At 71.1% G+C, this 17,866-nt stretch carries 14 protein-coding genes; 11 read left to right on the top strand and 3 right to left on the bottom strand.

Annotation, left to right across the window (positions count from 1 at the left end; translation table 11 throughout):
• Positions 1-94: 94 nt before the first annotated feature.
• On the bottom strand, positions 95-481 hold the full coding sequence (locus ACZ6S4_RS19890) for a VOC family protein (RefSeq protein WP_465476343.1): 387 nt from the start codon (positions 479-481) through the stop codon (positions 95-97).
• 121 nt (positions 482-602) lie between these two features.
• Entirely contained in the window at positions 603-935 is a 333-nt protein-coding gene (locus ACZ6S4_RS19885) for an STAS domain-containing protein (protein WP_465476342.1), read from the bottom strand.
• A 132-nt stretch (positions 936-1,067) separates the two neighbouring features.
• On the opposite strand from ACZ6S4_RS19885, the gene hemL reads away from it, so the two are divergent.
• The 8 genes from hemL to ACZ6S4_RS19845 all read left to right on the top strand — a co-directional run bounded on the left by hemL (position 1,068) and on the right by ACZ6S4_RS19845 (position 10,717).
• The gene (gene hemL / locus ACZ6S4_RS19880) at positions 1,068-2,417 is read left to right on the top strand and encodes a glutamate-1-semialdehyde 2,1-aminomutase (RefSeq protein ID WP_465476341.1); all 1,350 of its coding nucleotides are present in this window, start codon (positions 1,068-1,070) and stop codon (positions 2,415-2,417) included.
• Positions 2,411-3,067 carry a histidine phosphatase family protein gene (locus ACZ6S4_RS19875; RefSeq protein WP_433731682.1) on the top strand — a complete coding sequence of 219 codons (657 nt, stop codon included), beginning with the start codon at positions 2,411-2,413 and terminating at the stop codon, positions 3,065-3,067. The genes hemL and ACZ6S4_RS19875 overlap by 7 nt, the downstream gene beginning before the upstream one ends.
• Positions 3,064-3,630: a TlpA family protein disulfide reductase gene (locus ACZ6S4_RS19870; protein WP_465476340.1), complete on the top strand. Its 567-nt coding sequence runs from the start codon at positions 3,064-3,066 to the stop codon at positions 3,628-3,630. The genes ACZ6S4_RS19875 and ACZ6S4_RS19870 overlap by 4 nt, the downstream gene beginning before the upstream one ends.
• Positions 3,630-4,469, top strand: a complete 840-nt coding sequence (locus ACZ6S4_RS19865; RefSeq protein WP_465476339.1) for a cytochrome c biogenesis CcdA family protein — start codon at positions 3,630-3,632, stop codon at positions 4,467-4,469. The genes ACZ6S4_RS19870 and ACZ6S4_RS19865 overlap by 1 nt, the downstream gene beginning before the upstream one ends.
• Complete coding sequence (resB, locus tag ACZ6S4_RS19860; protein WP_465476338.1) at positions 4,466-6,094, top strand: cytochrome c biogenesis protein ResB; 1,629 nt, start codon at positions 4,466-4,468, stop codon at positions 6,092-6,094. The genes ACZ6S4_RS19865 and resB overlap by 4 nt, the downstream gene beginning before the upstream one ends.
• The gene (ccsB, locus tag ACZ6S4_RS19855) at positions 6,094-7,074 is read left to right on the top strand and encodes a c-type cytochrome biogenesis protein CcsB (protein ID WP_465476337.1); all 981 of its coding nucleotides are present in this window, start codon (positions 6,094-6,096) and stop codon (positions 7,072-7,074) included. Before resB ends, ccsB begins: the two co-directional genes overlap by 1 nt.
• Positions 7,075-7,136: 62 nt before the next feature.
• Positions 7,137-8,933: an ABC transporter ATP-binding protein gene (locus ACZ6S4_RS19850; RefSeq protein WP_465476336.1), complete on the top strand. Its 1,797-nt coding sequence runs from the start codon at positions 7,137-7,139 to the stop codon at positions 8,931-8,933.
• Complete coding sequence (locus tag ACZ6S4_RS19845; RefSeq protein ID WP_465476335.1) at positions 8,930-10,717, top strand: ATP-binding cassette domain-containing protein; 1,788 nt, start codon at positions 8,930-8,932, stop codon at positions 10,715-10,717. The genes ACZ6S4_RS19850 and ACZ6S4_RS19845 overlap by 4 nt, the downstream gene beginning before the upstream one ends.
• Positions 10,718-10,756: 39 nt before the next feature.
• Here ACZ6S4_RS19845 and ACZ6S4_RS19840 read toward each other — a convergent pair whose 3' ends face one another.
• The gene (locus ACZ6S4_RS19840) at positions 10,757-11,398 is read right to left on the bottom strand and encodes a helix-turn-helix domain-containing protein (RefSeq protein ID WP_465476334.1); all 642 of its coding nucleotides are present in this window, start codon (positions 11,396-11,398) and stop codon (positions 10,757-10,759) included.
• 1,070 nt (positions 11,399-12,468) lie between these two features.
• Between ACZ6S4_RS19840 and ACZ6S4_RS19835 the strand changes: the two genes are divergently transcribed.
• The 3 genes from ACZ6S4_RS19835 to ACZ6S4_RS19825 all read left to right on the top strand — a co-directional run bounded on the left by ACZ6S4_RS19835 (position 12,469) and on the right by ACZ6S4_RS19825 (position 17,862).
• Positions 12,469-13,443 carry a LacI family DNA-binding transcriptional regulator gene (locus tag ACZ6S4_RS19835; protein WP_465476333.1) on the top strand — a complete coding sequence of 325 codons (975 nt, stop codon included), beginning with the start codon at positions 12,469-12,471 and terminating at the stop codon, positions 13,441-13,443.
• Positions 13,444-13,630: 187 nt separating this feature from the next.
• Complete coding sequence (locus ACZ6S4_RS19830; RefSeq protein ID WP_465476332.1) at positions 13,631-14,983, top strand: ABC transporter substrate-binding protein; 1,353 nt, start codon at positions 13,631-13,633, stop codon at positions 14,981-14,983.
• Complete coding sequence (locus ACZ6S4_RS19825; RefSeq protein WP_465476331.1) at positions 14,980-17,862, top strand: CBM35 domain-containing protein; 2,883 nt, start codon at positions 14,980-14,982, stop codon at positions 17,860-17,862. Before ACZ6S4_RS19830 ends, ACZ6S4_RS19825 begins: the two co-directional genes overlap by 4 nt.
• Positions 17,863-17,866 lie beyond the last annotated feature (4 nt).

The raw sequence follows: 17,866 nt of genomic DNA, 5'->3' as shown, positions 1-17,866 counted from the left end.
TAGAACCGTATCGTTGCGCTCACGAAGAGTCATCCGTGCGCAGGAGCGCGGTGCCGCCCCGGGACGGTGTTGTCGTCCCGGGGCGGCGTTCCGGCTACTGCTGGGCGCTCAGGTACGGCCGGGTGATCAGCTCCAGCGCGTGGCCCGCAGGGTCCTTGAAGTACACCCCGCGGCCGCCGTGTTCGGTGTTGGTCTGGCCCGGACGCTGCATCTGCGGGTCCGCCCAGTGCTCGATCCCGCGCTCACGGAGCAGCGTGTACGCCCGGTCGAAGTGCTCGTCGTCCACCAGGAAGGCGTAGTGCTGCATCTGGATCTCGACCGGCGGCTCGGCGAACTGGAGCAGTACGCCGCCGTCCAGCTGGAGGTTGGTGAAGAAGCCCCAGGACGGGGCGTCGGCTGCTTCCAGTACGTCGCGGTAGAAGGCGGCCGAGACGGTGCGGTCCTTCGCGGCGATGATGGTGTGGTTGAACGTCGCGCTCAATGTCGTCCCTACTGCTCGATCCCTGTCACGGAGAGCAGCCACCCAGGGTGGATGAGCCCACGGAGGATGGCCGAACAGCTTTCCCTCCGTGTCGGCCCATCCGGGGCTCGACAGGAACCTATCAGGAAGCGCTGGAGATCATCAGGGCACTGCGCAGGCCGGTGATGTCCAGGACGCGGAGCAGGAAGTCGCCGACGTTGGTCAGAGCCAGCACCGCGCGGGCATGCTGGGCCTTACGGCTGAGCACCACCAGGGTGCCCAGGCCCTGCGAGTCGCAGAAGGTCACGCCGGACATGTCGAGCACGATCCGGGAGGGTGGTTCCGGTTCCAGCAGGGTCTCGTTCACCATGGCGGACAATTTGGCCACCGTGAGCACGTCGATCTCACCGGCGAGGTGGAAGACAACCTCGTCGGGGGCTCGCTCAACCGCGATGGACAGCTCCGGTCGCTCCACCGGGTCAGCCTATCGCGAGCGGCGGAATCCAGCCTGTTGGCACGGTTCATCCGCCCCGCACCACCCACCGATCGTGACCTGTACAACCCGCCCCCGGGGCTGCTAAGGCGGCCGCCGCCCGGCGCTGACAGAATGGGATTTGCCGTGACCACCTCAAACCACGCCGCGGGCAGTCCGTACCCGGACGAGGCCCCGGTCTCCCAGGCCCTGTTCGACCGCGCCAAGGCCCTCGTGCCCGGCGGGGTCAATTCACCCGTGCGTGCGTTCAACTCCGTGGGCGGCACGCCCCGGTTCATGGCCCGCGGCGAGGGCCCGTGGATGGTCGACGCCGACGGGCGCCGCTACGTGGACCTGGTCTGCTCGTGGGGTCCGCTGATCCACGGGCACGCGCACCCGGCGATCGTCGCCGCCGTGCAGGCCGCCGCCGCGCTCGGCACCAGCTTCGGCACCCCGACGCAGGGCGAGGTGGAGCTGGCCGAGGAGATCGTCCGGCGCACCCCCGTCGAGCAGGTGCGCCTGGTCAGCTCGGGCACCGAGGCCACCATGACCGCGATCCGGCTGGCCCGCGGCTTCACCGGCCGCAGCAAGATCGTCAAGTTCGCCGGCTGCTACCACGGCCACGTCGACGCGTTGCTGGCCGCGGCCGGTTCCGGCGTCGCCACGCTGGGTCTGCCCGATTCGCCGGGGGTCACCGGCGCGGCGGCCAGCGAGACCATCGTGCTGCCGTACAACGACGTCGCCGCGGTCGAGGCGGTCTTCCGGGACAACGACGACATCGCCGCGATCATCACCGAGGCCGCCGCCGGCAACATGGGCGTGATCGCGCCGCGGGCCGGCTTCAACCAGCGGCTCGCCGAGCTGGCCCATGCCGCCGGGTCCCTGCTCATCGTCGACGAGGTGATGACCGGCTTCCGGGTGTCGCCGGGCGGCTGGGCCGGGCTCGATCCCGTGGACGCCGACCTCTTCACGTACGGGAAGGTCATGGGCGGTGGCCTGCCCGCGGCCGCCTTCGGTGGCCGCACCGAGATCATGTCCCGGCTGGCCCCGGCCGGGCCGGTCTATCAGGCCGGCACGCTCTCCGGTAACCCGCTGGCCTGCGCGGCCGGGCTGACCAGCCTGCGGCTGGCCGACGACGCGGTCTACAAGCGGCTCGACGAGGTCGCCGCCACGATCGGCGCGCTCGCCTCGGACGCCCTGAACACCGCGGGCGTCCCGCACCGGCTGTCCTTCGCCGGCAACATGTTCTCCATCTTCTTCACGGACGCCGAGGTCGTCGACTACGACTCAGCGAAGACCCAGGACGTGGCCGCGTTCCGGGCGTTCTTCCACGCGATGCTCTCCCGCGGTGTCTACCTGCCGCCGAGCGCGTACGAGTCGTGGTTCGTGTCGACGGCGCTGGACGACGCCGCCTTGGAACAGATCAGCGCGGCACTGCCGGCGGCGGCGCGGGCCGCCGCGGCAGCGGGGGGAGCACAATCTTGAGCCCGACCAAGACCACGGTGCACGTGCTGCGGCACGGCGAGGTCCACAACCCAGGCAAGATCCTGTACGGCCGCCTGCCCGATTTCCACCTCTCGGAGCTGGGCCGGCAGATGGCCAAGGCGGCCACCGAGGCGCTCGCCGACCGCGACGTCACGCATGTGGTGGCCAGCCCGCTGGAACGCGCGCAGGAGACGGCCGAGCCGTTCGCGGCCCACTTCAAGCTGGAGACGGCCACCGACACCCGGCTGATCGAGAGCGCCAACTTCTTCGAGGGCAAGAAGGTGTCGGTCGGCGACGGCGCGTTCAGCAACCCGCGCAACTGGTGGGTGCTGCGCGACCCGATCACCCCGTCCTGGGGCGAGGCCTATCTGCAGATCGCCCAGCGGATGTTCGCCGCCGTGCAGGCCGCCCGGGTCGCCGCCGAGGGGCACGAGGCGGTCTGCGTCTCGCACCAGCTGCCGATCTGGACCCTGCGCCGGTACGTCGAGAAGAAGCGCCTCTGGCACGACCCGCGCCGCCGCCAGTGCGGCCTGGCCAGCCTCACCTCGTTCGTCTTCGAGGACGCGAAGGTCGTCGGCATCGAGTACGCCGAGCCCGCCGCCGCCCTGGTGGCCATGTCCCCGAGCGCCCGGACGGCCAAGGGGGCATGACCGTGCGCCGGCTCACCGCAGTCGCCCTCACCGCCGCCGTCGCGGCCGGTGCGCTGGCCGGTTGCGGGGAGGAGAGCTGGGAGAAGAAGTGCTCGACGAACGCCGACCGGGTCATCGAGTGCACCCCGGACCAGCGTCCCGAGGCCCGCGCGGTCACCGGTGAGCTGCTCGCCGGCGGCACGTACGACGTGACGCAGGACCGCGGCAAGGTGGTCGTCGTCAACTTCTGGGGCTCGTGGTGCAACCCGTGCCGGGCCGAGGCGGACGACCTGGAGCGCACGTACCAGGCCACCAAGGCCAAGAACGTGACCTTCGTGGGGGTCAACTCGCGTGACGAGAAGGATCCGGCGAAGGCGTTCGAGCGCGGCTTCGGGGTGACCTATCCGAGCATCTACGACCGGGACGGCAGCGTCGCTCTCAAGTTCGACGTCACGCAGGTCACCACGCCGGCCACGCTGGTCCTGGACCGGCAGGGCCGGATCGCCGCGGGCATCCGCGGCGCCACCACCGTCGCCGTGCTGCAGCCGGTGGTCGAGCGGATCGCCGCGGAGGGCCCGGGCTGATGGGGGAGACCTTCGCCGACGTCGCCAGCAGCGGCCCGTTGCTGCTGGCGATCGGCGCTGCCGCGATAGCCGGGCTGGTCAGTTTCCTGTCGCCGTGCGTGCTGCCGCTCATGCCGGGCTACCTCTCGTACGTCACCGGGCTGGCCGGGGCCGACCTCGATGCCGCCCTCGGAGTGCCGCCCAAGCCGCAGCCTGAGTCGCCGCCGGAGCCGGGCGGGTCCGTCGCCGTGGCCACGAAGCCGCAGGCGCGGACCGCCGGACGCGGCCGGGTGCTGGCCGGGACGGTGCTGTTCGTCGTCGGCTTCTCCGTGGTGTTCATGCTGCTGGCCACCCTGGTGGCCAACATCGGCCTGGCCCTCAAGACCCACGAGCGCACCCTCAGCATCGTGCTCGGGGTGCTGATCATCGGGCTCGGCCTGATGTTCATCGGCCTGGTCCCCGGGATGCAGGGCCAGGCCCGGATCAACTGGCTGCCCAACGCCGGCCTGGCCGGGGCGCCGATCCTCGGGGCGCTGTTCGGGCTCTCCTGGCTGCCCTGCACCGGCCCCACCCTCGGCGCGGTCCTCGGCCTGGCCACCACCAGCGGGCAGACCGACCGGGCCGTCGTGCTGGCCCTGGCCTACAGCCTCGGGCTCGGGGTGCCGTTCGTGTTGTTCGGGCTCTTCTTCCGCCGGCTGCTCGGCGTCTTCAAGGCCGTGCGCCGCAACAGCCGGTGGGTCACCCGGATCGGCGGCGTGCTGCTGGTGCTGGTCGGGCTGGCCCTGGTCACCGGCGGTTGGAACAGCTTCCTGATCTGGCTGGTCACGACCTTCAACTTCGACGCCGGGACCCTGCTGTGACCGTCGTCGAGCAGCGTCCCGCGCCCGCGGCCGAGCCACCGCCGCGCCGGCCCAACCGGCTTCGGGCGCTGCTGCGCAACTCCTGGCGGCAGCTCACCAGCATGCGCACGGCCCTGGTGCTGCTCTTCCTGCTGGCCGTGGCCGCGATCCCGGGCTCGGTGCTGCCGCAGCGCGCGATCAACCCGGAGAACGTCGCCGGCTACTTCCGGGAACATCCCGACCTGGCCCCGGTGCTGAGCCGGCTGGGCGGCTTCGACGTCTACGCCTCGCCCTGGTTCGCGTCCATCTACCTGCTGCTGTTCACCTCGCTGGTCGGCTGCGTGATACCGCGGCTGCTCGATCACGTGCGGGCGCTGCGCACCGTACCCCCGGATGCTCCTCGCCGGCTGGAGCGGCTGCCGCAGCACGCGGCGGCCGAGCCGCGACCGGACGATCCGGCTGCCGCGGCCGCTGCCGTCGCCGCCGGCCTGCGGCGGCACCGCTTCCGCACGGTCGTGCGCGAGCGGCCGGACGGCACGTGGACGGTCTCGGCCGAGAAGGGCCTGCTCAAGGAGACCGGCAACCTGCTGTTCCACTTCGCGCTGCTGGCGGTGCTGATCGGGGTGGGCTTCGGGCACTGGTACGGCTGGCACGGCAACCGCCTCCTGGTGCAGGGCGACGACCTGGGCTTCTGCAACTCGGTGACGCAGTACGACGAGTCCTCGCTGGGCCCCCGCCTCGACGCGGCCGACCTGCCGTTCTTCTGCCTGCGGCTGACCGACTTCGAAGCGACGTACCAGAGCAACGGCCAGCCGAAGACGTTCGGCGCGCAGGCCTCCGTGCAGACCGAGCAGGACGGGCCGTGGCGCCCGACCGAGTTCACGGTCAACCACCCGCTGCGCCTGTCGCAGGCCAACGTGCACCTGCTCGGCCACGGCTACGCGCCGATCCTGCGGTTCACCGACCGCTTCGGCCAGCAGCAGATGAGGATCGTGCCGTTCCTGCCGCGCGACCAGATGCTCACCAGCGAGGGCGTCGCGCAGTTCCCCGACGTCAACATCGACCCCAGGACCAACCAGCGCGACGAGGACCTGCAGGTTGCCTTCGAGGGCGTCTATCTGCCCACGGTGGATCCGAAGGGCGGCCCGACCTCGGTCTTCCCGGCCGAACGCGAGCCGGCGCTGTTCCTGACGGCGTACCGGGGCAATCTCGGGGTCGACGCCGGCCTGCCCGGCTCGGTCTACGCGCTGGACCGCGGCCAGCTGGCCAACGGCCAGCTCAAGCAGGTCAGCGGCGAACGGCCGCAGCGGCTGACGCCTGGCCAGACCTGGACCCTGGACGACGGGACCAAGCTGGAGTTCGTCGGCACCCGCCAGTTCGCCACCCTCGCGGTGCGCTACGACCCGACCCAGCCGCTGGTGCTGGGCGGCGCGGTGCTGGGCCTGCTCGGGCTGATGCTGTCGCTGTCCGGGCACCGCCGCCGGGTGTGGTTCCGGGTTTCGCCCCCGGCCGGGTCCGAAGCGGGCACCGGCGGTAGTTTGATGGAGGCCGGTGGTCTGCCGCGCACCGACTATCCGGGCTTCCACGAGGAGTTCGAGCAGGTCGTGGCGGCGGCGCGCCGGACGCCGGAGGAGAGGACGCCGTGATGGCGGAGTTGTCTGACCAGTTGATGGCCTTCACCGTGCTGGCGTACCTGGCCGCGATGGTCTGTTACGCGGCGGAGTACGCGTTCGGCAACCGCAGCCACATCGGCCGCGCGGCGACCCGTCCGGCTCGCCAGCTCGTCGGCGCCGGGGGACCGGGCGAGGTCGAAGTGCCGCCCGCGGACGACGTCGTGACGCCGGCGCCGCCCCGGGACCGCGGTGCCCTGCTCGGCCTGATCGGCGTCGGGCTCACCTGGCTCGCCTTCGCGCTGCACCTGGGCACGGTGGTCACCCGCGGCGTCGCGGCGCACCGCATGCCCTGGGGCAACATGTACGAGTTCATCCTCGCGGTGACCCTGGTCGGCTCGGCGGTCTGGCTCGGTGTGATCACCCGCAAGCCGGCCGTGCGCCACCTCGGCCTGTTCACCGCGCTCGCGCTGGTCGTGCTGCTCGGCGCGGCCGGGCTGATCGCGTACACGCCGGTCAGCCCGCTGGTGCCGGCGCTGAACTCGTACTGGTACATCGTGCACGTCTCGACGATCATCGTGGCCTCCGGCATCCTGCTGATCGGGGCGGTGCCGGCCGCGATGTTCCTGGTCCGGGCCGGCTACGACCGCGGCAAGCGGAGCTTCCCGTACTCGCTGGGCGCGAAGGTGCCGGCGGCGGAGGTGCTGGAGCGGCTGACCTTCCGGCTGCACGCGTTCGCGTTCCCGCTGTTCACCTTCGGTGCGCTGATCGCCGGGCCGCTGTGGGCCGAGGCGTCGTGGGGGCGTTACTGGGCCTGGGACCCCAAGGAGGTCTGGGCGTTCATCTCCTGGGTCGTCTACGCGGCGTACCTGCACGCCCGCGCGACCCCGAGCGTCAAGCGCACCACCGCGACCTGGATCGCCCTGCTGGGCTTCGTGACGATGCTGATGAACCTGTTCGGCGTCAACCTGTTCTTCGAGGGCCTGCACTCGTACGCCAACGCCGGCGGGATGTAAGCCGTTGCGCCCGCCGCGCTGAACCACCAGTATCGACACCTGCCGATCACGGGGGTGGGGCGATGCGGGCGTGGTTCGCCGCGCGGGTCCGGCTGGTGCGGTTGCTGCCGCAGGCCGGGGTTGGGCTCGCGGTTACGCTGATCTCTCTGCAACTGATCCGGGCGCTCGTGCCGACCGCGCGGGCGCTGTCGGTGGGCCGGCTGATCGCCGTGCTGGGCACCGGAGGCCTGGATCGGCCGGCCGTGCTCGCCGCCGTGCTGGTGGCCGGTCTGTTCCTGGCGGATCAGCTGGTGTGGCTGGTGCTGACGCCGGTGGCGGTGCTGGCCGGCAAGCGCATCGACGGGCGGGTGCGGGCGCGGCTGCGGACCTTGGCGCACAGCCTGCCGGGGCTCGACCGGCTGGAGAGCCAGGAGTTCCAGGACCGGGCCGCGCGGGTGGTCGACACCGGAATGGGCATCTCCCGCGAGCGGTCTCCCGGCACCGCCGCCACCGGCCAGGTCGAGCTGGTGTTCCGGCTGGTCAGCGCCGGTGTCGCCGGGGCGCTGCTGGCGACTTTCTCGCCACTGCTCGCCGTGGGCCTGCTCGCGGTGTCGTTGCTGATGCGCGCGATCGTGCGCCGGCAGTGGATGAGCATCATCGACACGCTGGACGCCGACACGGCCGGGCAGCGCCGCGAGTACTACATCTCCGAGCAGGCCGTCATGGGCGCGGCCAAGGACGTCCGGCTGTTCGGGCTGAGCGACTGGTTCGGCAACCGGTTCCGGGCGGCCGCCATGCGCACGTACGCGCCGGTCTACCGCGAGATGCTGGCGGTGCTCCGCCGGCAGTGGTGGATCGGCCTGCTGGCGGTCGGTTGCGCCGTGGCGGCGCTGGCCCTGCCGGCCACCGCCGTGCTGTCCGGCCGGCTGGATCCGGCCGAGCTCATCACCTACGTCCTGGCGGCCTGGGGGGTGCTGGCGATCAGCAGCATGGGCCACGAGGCCTACGACATCGAGTACGGCCTGCGTGGCGTGACCGCCGCCGACGAACTGACCGCCCGATACGGCGAAGCCGGGCCGCCACAACCCGCGCTGACCCTGCCAGCCGAAGCGGGTCCGCCGACGATCCGCTTCGAGGACGTGGTGTTCCGCTATCCGGGTGGTGACCGGCCGGTGCTCGACGGGCTGAGCGTGGTCCTGCGCCCCGGGGAGACCGTGGCCGTCGTCGGCGAGAACGGCGCGGGCAAGACAACCTTCGTCAAGCTGCTGGCCGGCTTGTACCGCCCGGACTCCGGCCGCATCACCGTGGACGGCGCCGACCTCACCACTGTGGACCTGACCGCGTGGCGGCGCCGGCTGGCCGTGCTCTTCCAGGACTTCGTCCGTTATCCGGCCAGCCTGCGCGACAACGTCACCTTCGCGGCCCCGGAGCAGACGGGCGACGCCGCGGTCCGCGACGCGCTCGACCGGGCGGGCGGCACGGCACTGCTCACGGCGCACGAGCTGGACACCTCGCTGTGGCGCGAGGGCGACGACGGTACGGATCTCTCCGGCGGCCAGTGGCAGCGGGTGGCGCTGGCCCGGGTCCTCTTCGCGACCGCGGCCGGCCGGCAGGTGCTCGTGCTGGACGAGCCCACCGCCCACCTGGACATCCGGGCCGAGGCGGAGTTCCACGAGCGGGTGGTGTCGCGGGTGCACGACACGACCACGGTGCTCATCTCGCACCGGCTGTCCACCGTGCGGCCCGCCGACCGGATCATCCTGCTGCGCGACGGGCGGGTCGCCGAGGACGGGACGCACGACGACCTGCTGGCCCTCGGCGGCGACTACGCGCGTTTCTTCACCGTGCAGGCGCAGACATTCCGGACGGGCCCGGCATGACCGACTGGTTGCGGCTGCTGCGGCACGTCACCGGGCTGACCCTGCGGACGGACCGGCGTACGGCGGTGCTGCTCGTGGTGCTCATGGTCGGGCAGGCCGGGGTCATCGCCGCCCTCGGGCTGAGCCAGGCCTGGCTGGTCGACAGCAGCGCGGCGGGGCGTACGGGTGCGGTCGCCGGGGCGGTCGCGCTGGGCGCTGTCGCGTACAGCATCTCCAGCGCCGCCGGCCGGGTGCAGGGGAATCTGTGGACGTACCTGGTGGGCCGGGTCCGGCCGCGGCTGAACGAGGAGACCCAGCGCGCGGTCTCGTCGATCCCGACCATCACCCACCTGGAGTACGGCCCGCACATCGACCGCTGGAACCGCCTCTTCCAAAGCTCGCAGGCCCTGTCCGCGATGCCGTGGTCCACCCTGGGCGCGGTCGCCGCCGTGGTGAGCCTCGCCGTCACGGTCGGCCTGCTGATGGCGGTCAGCCCGGTCTTGTCCTTGCTGGCGCTGCTCGCCGTACCACTGTTCCTCGCCAACCGGCACTCCGATCGCCTGCTGCGCCGCGCCCGCGACGAGAACACCCAGGCCCTGCGGCAGGAGCGGCGCCTGCACGAACTCTGCATCGAGCCGGAGCCGGCCAAGGAGGTCATGCTGGCCGGCATCGGCGCGACCTTGAACGAGCGCGCGACGGACCTGTGGGCTGCCGCCGCGACCCACGAGGCGAGGGCCCGGCTGCATGCCGCCGCTCTCCAGGCCGGTGCCTGGCTGCTGTACGCGGCCGCCGTCGCCCTCGCCCTGCTGGTCGTCGCGGACCTCATCGGCGCCGGCCGGGCCTCCGTCGGCGCGGCCGTGCTCGTCGTCTCGCTCGCCACCCAGTTGCAGACCCAGCTCCGTACGGTGCTGACCAGCCTCAGTGAGGTGGCGGAGGCCGGTCAGGTGGTGGGCCACTACTGGTGGCTTCGGCGCTACGCCGACGAGGCGGTCCGCCCGGGTGCCGCCGCGCCGGCCCGACTGATCGACGGCATCACGCTGCACGATGTGCACTTCCGCTATCCGCAGGCGGAGCTCGACGTGCTGCGGGGAGTCAACCTGTACCTTCCGGCCGGCAGCACCGTAGCGATCGTGGGCGCCAACGGGGCGGGCAAGTCGACTCTGATCAAGCTGCTCACCGGTGTCTACGAGCCGACGTCCGGGCACCTCAGCGTGGACGGCGAGCCGCTGTCGGGCATCGAGCGGACCGGCTGGCGGGACCGGCTCTCCGGGGTCTACCAGGATTTCGCCCGGCTGCGCCTGCTCACCCGGGAGACGGTGGGGGTGGGCAGCGTCCGGCATGTGCGCGACCGCCCGGCGGTCACCGCGGCCGTGGACCGGGCCGGCGCGGCTGACGTGCTGACCCGCCTTCCCCGAGGGCTGGAGACTCAGCTGGGAGCGGCCTTCGGCGGGGTGGAGCCGTCCCTGGGTCAGTGGCAGCGGCTGGCCCTGGCCCGGTCGCTGATGCGGGAGGTGACCGGGACGCGGCCGCCGCTGTGCGTGGTGCTGGACGAGCCGACCGCGGCCCTCGACCCGCTGGCCGAGCACGAGCTGTTCCAGCACTTCGTGTCCCAGGTGCGCACGGCCACCGGGCAGGGCGCGGTGACGGTGCTGGTCTCGCACCGGTTCACCACCGTACGGATGGCCGACCTGATCGTGGTCCTGGCCGACGGCCGGGTCACCGAGCAGGGCACCCACGCCGAACTGATGGCGGCCGGCGGCGGTTACGCCGAGCTGTACGCCCTGCAGGAACGCGCCTACCGCTGAGCTCGTCCCCCGCCCCGCCACCCGGGGCGGGGGACGCCCTCACCGCCCGAGCGTCTCGCGGTTCAGCCCGATCGCCCGGGCCTGTGTGCCCCACCCGCCGAGCGCACCGGAGGCAGGCCCTCCCCGGCCGACCTCCCCGGCCTGCCGGTGCCACTGGGTGTGCAGCGCCGGGTCGACCACCCAGCTGCCGCAGGCCGGGCAGGTGTGGCCCGAGCCGGTGACGGCCGGTGGCACGGCCGGCATCGCGGTGGTTGCCGGCTCGGCCGCGGCACGCTCGCGCACCCCGCCCGGCCTGCGCCGCAACGTGTTCGCCGCGGTCCAGAGGTGGAACCACTCCCGGACGACCGTCTGCGTCGGCACCCCGAGCTCGGCGGCGAGCCCCTCGACCAGTGGCCAGGAGGGCACCATCTTGCCGGCGAACACCTTTGACAGGGTGCCCTTGCTGTAGTGGACGGCTTCGCTCAGCACGGCCAACGACGGCTTGCCCGCGTTCACGTGGGCGAAGGTCAGGCGTTCGGCCAGCTCCCGGAGCGCGGTCTCCGGGTCCATCAGTTTGGCCCGCATGCGGGCCGCTTCGTGCTCCAGCGCCAGGGCTTCGCTGGACGGCCGGCGGAAGGTGGCGAAGTCGGCGCGGTGCCGGCCCTCGTTCTGTTCCCCGGGTTCCTGCACCGCGCCGGTCATCACGCCCGTCCTCCGGACGTGATGTAACTGACTGTCACTGCACTTGCTCCTTGGGGTGATGAGGCGTCAATGGAATTGGTCTCGGGCCATAGCTCAAGGAAGACGGGGGTCCCGTTCGTGGGCGGAACCCATCGCCGGGCTTGATTGTGCACCAGGGTGCCGACGTATTCCAGCACGCAGCGTCGCTGTTGTGCGGGAGCCTGATAGGTCGTCGGCCGGCCGCGACGTGGGGGAGGAAATGGCCTACCCGCCGGTAGCGTCGGCGGTGGAATGAAAAAGGGGCCGGAGCGAAGCCGCGCCGGCCCCTTGATCACTTCCGGAAGCTGCCACGACAACCGCTTTCCGGGTCCTGCTGATTCGATGCCGGCCCGAGACCAATCAGACGCACCATCGAGCGGAAATGCGCTGACTTCCGCGGTGGCCACCATACCGGCCGGCACCGTCGATCTCCACAGCGGCGGCCGAAAGCGCAGGCGAAGCCCCTGATCGTGGCCCGGGCCGGGTGGCGGTCCCCGGTGGCCACCGGTGCCGCCGACGCCGCCGCGCTGTGGGACCGGTCCATTTACCGCGTTCACCAGGGCATTCATCCGCACGATGATCTCCGCCGCCGAGCCCGTGAAGATCCATTTCAGGAATGATCATTTCGGTGGTCCCGCCCGGCCGGGTGCAAACGAATGTTCCTTCGTGGACCGGTGTCACCGGAATGGATCCCGCGGCCGTCATAAAGACAGGGAGCGCTCTCCGAGCCGCTCGTTATCGATACGAGATGTGCGAACCGGCTGCGGCGGGGGTTGATGAAATGACCCGGACCGCGGCACAGGGTATTGCGCCCATTCATTCAGCCGGCCCTTTTGATCTGTCGCGATCGATATTCGCCGGTCGCGTGCCGCCACCTTTCCGGCCCGCTGGACGTCCGTTGCGGTACGCGGCTCAGTGCTACGGTGCGTCACGAGCCGGGTTCGAGGTGAGACCGTTGCGGATATTTTCCTGAGGTCAAGTACCGCGTGTCGGGTCTCCGACGCCGTTTGCACGACTTTTGCAAGCGTTTGCACGACGCGTAACCTGTACGCGTGACGAGCAGGCTCCTGGCGGTGGCGCAGTACGCGGGTGTTTCCGAGGCGACGGTCAGCCGGGTGCTGCACGACCGGCCCGGCGTGGCCCAGGCGACCCGGGACGCGGTGCTCACCGCCCTCGACGTCTTCGGCTATCCCCGTCCCCGGCCGGTGCGCGCCGAGCGGGCCCGGCTCATCGGCCTGGTGCTGCCCGACCTGGCCAACCCGATCTTCCCGGCCTTCGCCGACGTGCTCGGGGTGTCGCTGGTGCAGCGTGGTCTCGTGCCGGTGCTCTGCACGCGTACCTCCGACGGGGTCTCCGAGGCGCACTACATCCAGATGCTGCTGGCCAGCCAGGTGGGCGGCATCATCTTCGTGGGCAGCAGCTTCGCCGACGCCGGGGCCGAGCAGGGCCGGCAGCTCACCGAGCGCCGGCTGCCCATGGTGCTGATCAACGCGGCCGACGAGAAGCTCGGGGTCCCGCAGGTCAGCATCGACGACGCGGCCGCGGTTGACCAGGCCACAGCCCACCTGACCGGGCTCGGGCACGAGCGGATCGGGCTCATCCTCGGGCCGGCCGGGCACGTCCCGTCGATGCGCAAGCTGGCCGGTTTCCGCGGTGACCGCGAGCTGGTGGAGCACACCGTCTTCTCGATGGAGGGTGGCCGGGCCGCTGCGGGCAGGCTGCTGGAGCGGGGTGCGACCGGGCTGGTCTGCGCGAGTGACGCGCTGGCGCTGGGTGCGGTCCGCGGAGTCCGTAAGGCCGGGCTCGCCGTGCCGGGTGACGTCTCGGTGGTGGGTTTCGACGACTCGACCTTCATGGGCGTGACCGACCCGCCGCTGACCACGATGCGCCAGCCGGTTCGGGAGATGGCCGCCGCGGCGGTGTCTTCCCTGCTCACGCAGCTGGAAGGGCGCCCGCTGGTGGGCGACGAGATCACCTTCGACCCGGAGCTGGTCGTCCGCGGCAGCACCGCGCCACGAAAGTCGTGACTTTGCACAGCAGTGCAAGCATTGGGCATCAGCAACACTGCAAATTTGCGCGATTCTATGGACTTCCTCACAGGGGCGGTCCTATCCTCGGCCTACGCCGCGGGACGGTTATCGGCTCGTAATCCCACCGAAACGCCGATGTCACAGCTCATCGCGGCCACCGCTCCTATGGAGGGACATCCCCGCGATGAAGAGAAAGCTCTTCGCGACCACGGTCGCCCTGGGCGCGCTGCTGCTGGGCAGTGCCTGCTCCAGTTCCGAAGACAGCACCGACGAGGCCGGCGGCCCCGTGACCATCACCGTCAACGGCCTGCCGCCGGACACGGACCCGGTCAACCGCAAGAACTTCACCGAAGACGTCGCGGCCTTCATGGCCAGGTACCCGGACATCAAGATCGAGGCCCGCGAGGGCATGATGGACCCGCAGACCTTCTCCGCGAAGCTGGCCGGCGGTCAGCTCGAGGACGTCTTCTACGTCTACTTCACCGACCCGCAGGCGCTCATCCGCAAGCGCCAGGTCTCCGACATCAGCAAGTACCTCGGCGACTTCCCCAACACCCGGGACGTCAAGCCGGAGCTGATGCGCATCTTCTCCGACGAGGCCGGCCGGGCGTACGGCCTGCCGTCGCAGAACTACTCGATGGGCCTGGTCTACAACCGGCAGCTGTTCACCCGGGCCGGCCTGGACCCGGCGAACCCGCCCAAGACCTGGGCCGAGGTCCGCGCGGCGGCCAAGAAGATCGCCGCCCTCGGCGGTGGCATCACCGGCTACGGCGACTACAGCAAGAACAACACCGGCGGCTGGCACTTCACCGCGGAGACGTACTCGCTGGGCGGGGACGTCGCCACGCAACAGGGCGACACCTGGAAGGCCGCGTTCAACAACGCCACCGGCCGGCAGGTGCTGCAACAGCTCAAGGACATGCGCTGGACCGACGACACGATGGGTCAGAAACAGCTGCTGGAGTACTCCGACCTGCTACAGCTGATGGGCAGCAACAAGCTCGGCATGTACCTGGGTACCGGCAGCGACATCGTGAACATCGTCAACCAGTACAAGGGCAAGTTCGACACGTACGGCCTCGGACCGATGCCGGACGGCAAGGGCACGCTCGGCGGCGGCGACGGCTACATGTTCAAGGCGGGCCTGAGCCCGGCGAAGATCAAGGCCGGGCTCACCTGGCTCTCGTACAAGACCGTCGCGCCGGACCGGATCGCCGCGAACCTGGGCCGGGCCAACCGGAACGGCGAGCCCGTCGGCCTGCCCCAGCCCAACATCTGGGTCACCGGCTCGGCCGCCGACCGGACGCTGGTCGCCGAGCGCACCAAGCTCAAGAACGTGCCGGTGCAGAACTTCGCGCCGTTCGCCGCCACCGAGAACACCATCCCGCTCAAGCTGGAGCCGCCACTGGCCCAGCAGGTCTACGCCGTGCTCGACGTGCCCATGCAGAAGGTGCTCACCGACCGCGGCGCCGACATCGACAAGCTGCTCGCAGACGCCGAGTCGCAGGTCAACGACGTGCTCGGGGCAGCGAAATGAGACGCCTCGGGCTCGGCGCCGCGGCTGCTGTCCTGCTCGCCGGCGTGCTGACCGTCGTGCCCTGGGCGAACGCCGCGACCACGACGTACGAAGCCGAATCGGCGCAGCTCAGCGGCGGCGCCGTCCGGCAGACCGACCACCCCGGCTACACCGGGTCGGGTTTCGCCGGCGGCTTCACCGACGGCAACAAGGGCACTGCGACCGCGAGCTTCGCGATCAGCGGCGCCACCGCCGGGAGCAGCACCGTCACCATCCGGTACGCGAACGGCACCGGCGGCACCCGCACGATGTCCCTGGTGGTCAACGGCACCACCCGGCAGGTCCCGCTGCCCGCCACCGCGAACTGGGACACCTGGGGCAGCACCGCCCAGCCGGTCACCCTGAACGCGGGCAGCAACACGATCGCGGTGAAGTTCGGCAGCTCGGACAACGGCAACGTCAATGTGGACAACATCGCAGTCGCCCCGGCCCCACCACCGGCCCCCGGCGTCCTGGAGGCCGAGTCCGCACAGCTCAGCGGGGGCGCGGTCCTGGCGACCGACCATCCCGGCTACACCGGCTCGGGTTTCGCCGGCGGCTTCGTCGACGCCAACAAGGGCAACGCCACCGCGAGCTTCGCGGTCAGCGCGGCCTCGGCGGGCAGCGCGTCCGTGACCCTCCGGTACGCGAACGGCACCGGCACCGCCCGCACGATGTCGCTGGTGGTCAACGGCACGACTCAGCAGATCAGCCTGCCGGCGACCGCCGACTGGGACACCTGGGGCACCGCCGCTCAGTCCGTGACGTTGAACGCCGGCGCGAACACAGTCGCGGTGCGGTTCGGCAGCGCCGACAACGGCAACATCAACCTGGACAACCTCACGGTCGGCGCGGTCACCACGACGCCACCGACCACGCCGCCCACCACGCCGGCACCGGGCGGGGGCCTCGAGCTGGAGTCCGCGTTCCTGGCCGGCGGGGCGAGCACGGCGACGGATGTGGCGGGATACACCGGCCCTGGATTCGTCACCGGTCTCACCGGCGGCGCGCGGGTCGTCCGTACCGTCAATCAGGCCGCGGCCGGGACCGCCGCAACCACGTTGCGTTTCCGGAACGCGACCGGCGGCGCCCGCACTCTGTCGGTCTATGCGAACGGCCTCAAGCAGGCGCAGCTGAGCCTGCCCGCCGGCAGCGGCTGGCAGACCGCGCAGCGGGACCTGCCACTGCGCCCGGGCCTCAACCTGATCGGCTACCAGGTCGACGCCGGGGACTCGGGCGGCGTCCAGCTCGACAACGTGGCCGTCGCCGGCAGCGTCGCCCTGGCCGCCCGGGGCGCGACCCTGCCGTATACGACCTACGAGGCCGAGGCCGCCCAGACCAACGGCGCCGTGCTGGCGGCGGGCCGCACCTACACGACCGAGCAGGCCGAAGCGTCGGGCCGGCGGGCGGTCAAGCTCACCGGGACCGGCCAGTACGTGCAGGTCACTCTGACAAAACCGGCGAACGCGCTCACCGTACGGGCGAGCGTGCCGGACGGCGGCAGCACACCGCTGGCCGTCTACGCGGGTGGCGGCAAGGTCGCCGACCTGGCCCTGACCGCCAAGTACGCCTGGATGTACGGCGCCTACCCGTTCGCCGAGGGTCCGGGCGGCGTCAACCCGCACCGGTTCTTCGACGACTCCCGGGTGCTGCTGCCGCAGACCTATCCGGCGGGCACCGTCCTCAAGGTCCAGAAAGACACGACGGCCACCGCCTACGTGACTGTCGACCTGATCGAGGCGGAGGTGGCCGACGCCGCCTACCCCGCACCCGCCGGCTACGTGAACGTCACGTCGTACGGCGCGACCCCGAACGACAGCAGCGACGACACGGCCGCCTTCCGGACCGCGGTCGCGCAGGGCAAGGGCGTGTACGTCCCGGCGGGTTCCTTCGTCCTCAGCGACAAGGTGAACGTGGCCGGCGTCGACGTCCGGGGCGCCGGCATCTGGCGGACGACGATCAACGGCCTGAACCGGCGCGGCGGCTTCTTCGTCACCGGCGGCAACACCACGCTGGGCGACTTCACCTTCGACGGCGACGTCACCACCCGCGATCCGGACAGCGCGCCGAACTCCGACGCGGCGATCGAGGGCGACTTCGGCACCGGCTCGCTGATCCACCACGTGGCGACCAACCACGCCAAGGTCGGCCTCTGGGTCAATGGCAACACCGACGGCCTGTACGCGGCCGGCCTGCGCATCCGCAACACCATGGCGGACGGCGTGAACTTCACCGGCAACACCCGCAACAGCCGGCTGGAGCAGTCCACCCTGCGCAACACCGGCGACGACGCCCTGGCCATGTGGTCGTGGAGCAGCACCGGCACGGTCAGCAACACGGTGTTCGCCTTCAACTCGGCGGCCCTGCCCATCCTGGCCAACACGGTGGGCATCTACGGCGGCACGAACAACCGGGTGGAGGACAGTCTCTTCACCGACGTGGTGTTCCAGGGCTCGGGCGTGACCGTGTCGAGTTGGCACAGCGCGAATCCGTTCGGCGGCACCACCGCGGTGCAGCGCAACACGCTGACCCGAACCGGTTCGCACAGCCTCGACTGGGGCAGCGACATCGGTGCCCTCTGGGTCTACGCCGAGGCGAACGACATCACCGGCGCGGTGCTGTTCAAGGACCTGGAGGTCAACGACAGCAGCTACCAGGGTCTGCTGCTGAGCTGGCAGAAGCGGGTCGACAACCTGACCCTCGACCACGTCGCCTTCAACGGCACCGGAACCATCGGCCTGGAGTTCAACTCACCCGGAACGGGTACGTTCAGTTACGTAACCGTCACGGCGGGCGGTCCCGGATTGGCCAACAACGCGGGCTTCACCATCAATCGCGGCGCCGGCAACAGCGGCTTCTAGGGGG

It is taken from the genome of Actinoplanes sp. NPDC051405 (assembly GCF_055586185.1).
The sequence above is the reverse complement of the archived record's forward strand: the minus strand, read 5'-3'. Positions and strand labels throughout refer to the sequence as shown.

Excerpts from the sequence above, each read along its gene's own strand:
- ACZ6S4_RS19830 (WP_465476332.1), top strand. The coding sequence starts at position 13,631 with ATGAAGAGAAAGCTCTTCGCGACCACGGTCGCCCTGGGCGCGCTGCTG.
- hemL (WP_465476341.1), top strand. The coding sequence starts at position 1,068 with ATGGGATTTGCCGTGACCACCTCAAACCACGCCGCGGGCAGTCCGTAC.
- ACZ6S4_RS19865 (WP_465476339.1), top strand. The coding sequence starts at position 3,630 with ATGGGGGAGACCTTCGCCGACGTCGCCAGCAGCGGCCCGTTGCTGCTG.
- ACZ6S4_RS19850 (WP_465476336.1), top strand. The coding sequence starts at position 7,137 with ATGCGGGCGTGGTTCGCCGCGCGGGTCCGGCTGGTGCGGTTGCTGCCG.
- ccsB (WP_465476337.1), top strand. The coding sequence starts at position 6,094 with ATGGCGGAGTTGTCTGACCAGTTGATGGCCTTCACCGTGCTGGCGTAC.
- ACZ6S4_RS19825 (WP_465476331.1), top strand. The coding sequence starts at position 14,980 with ATGAGACGCCTCGGGCTCGGCGCCGCGGCTGCTGTCCTGCTCGCCGGC.
- ACZ6S4_RS19870 (WP_465476340.1), top strand. The coding sequence starts at position 3,064 with ATGACCGTGCGCCGGCTCACCGCAGTCGCCCTCACCGCCGCCGTCGCG.
- ACZ6S4_RS19840 (WP_465476334.1), bottom strand. The coding sequence starts at position 11,398 with ATGACCGGCGCGGTGCAGGAACCCGGGGAACAGAACGAGGGCCGGCAC.
- ACZ6S4_RS19845 (WP_465476335.1), top strand. The coding sequence starts at position 8,930 with ATGACCGACTGGTTGCGGCTGCTGCGGCACGTCACCGGGCTGACCCTG.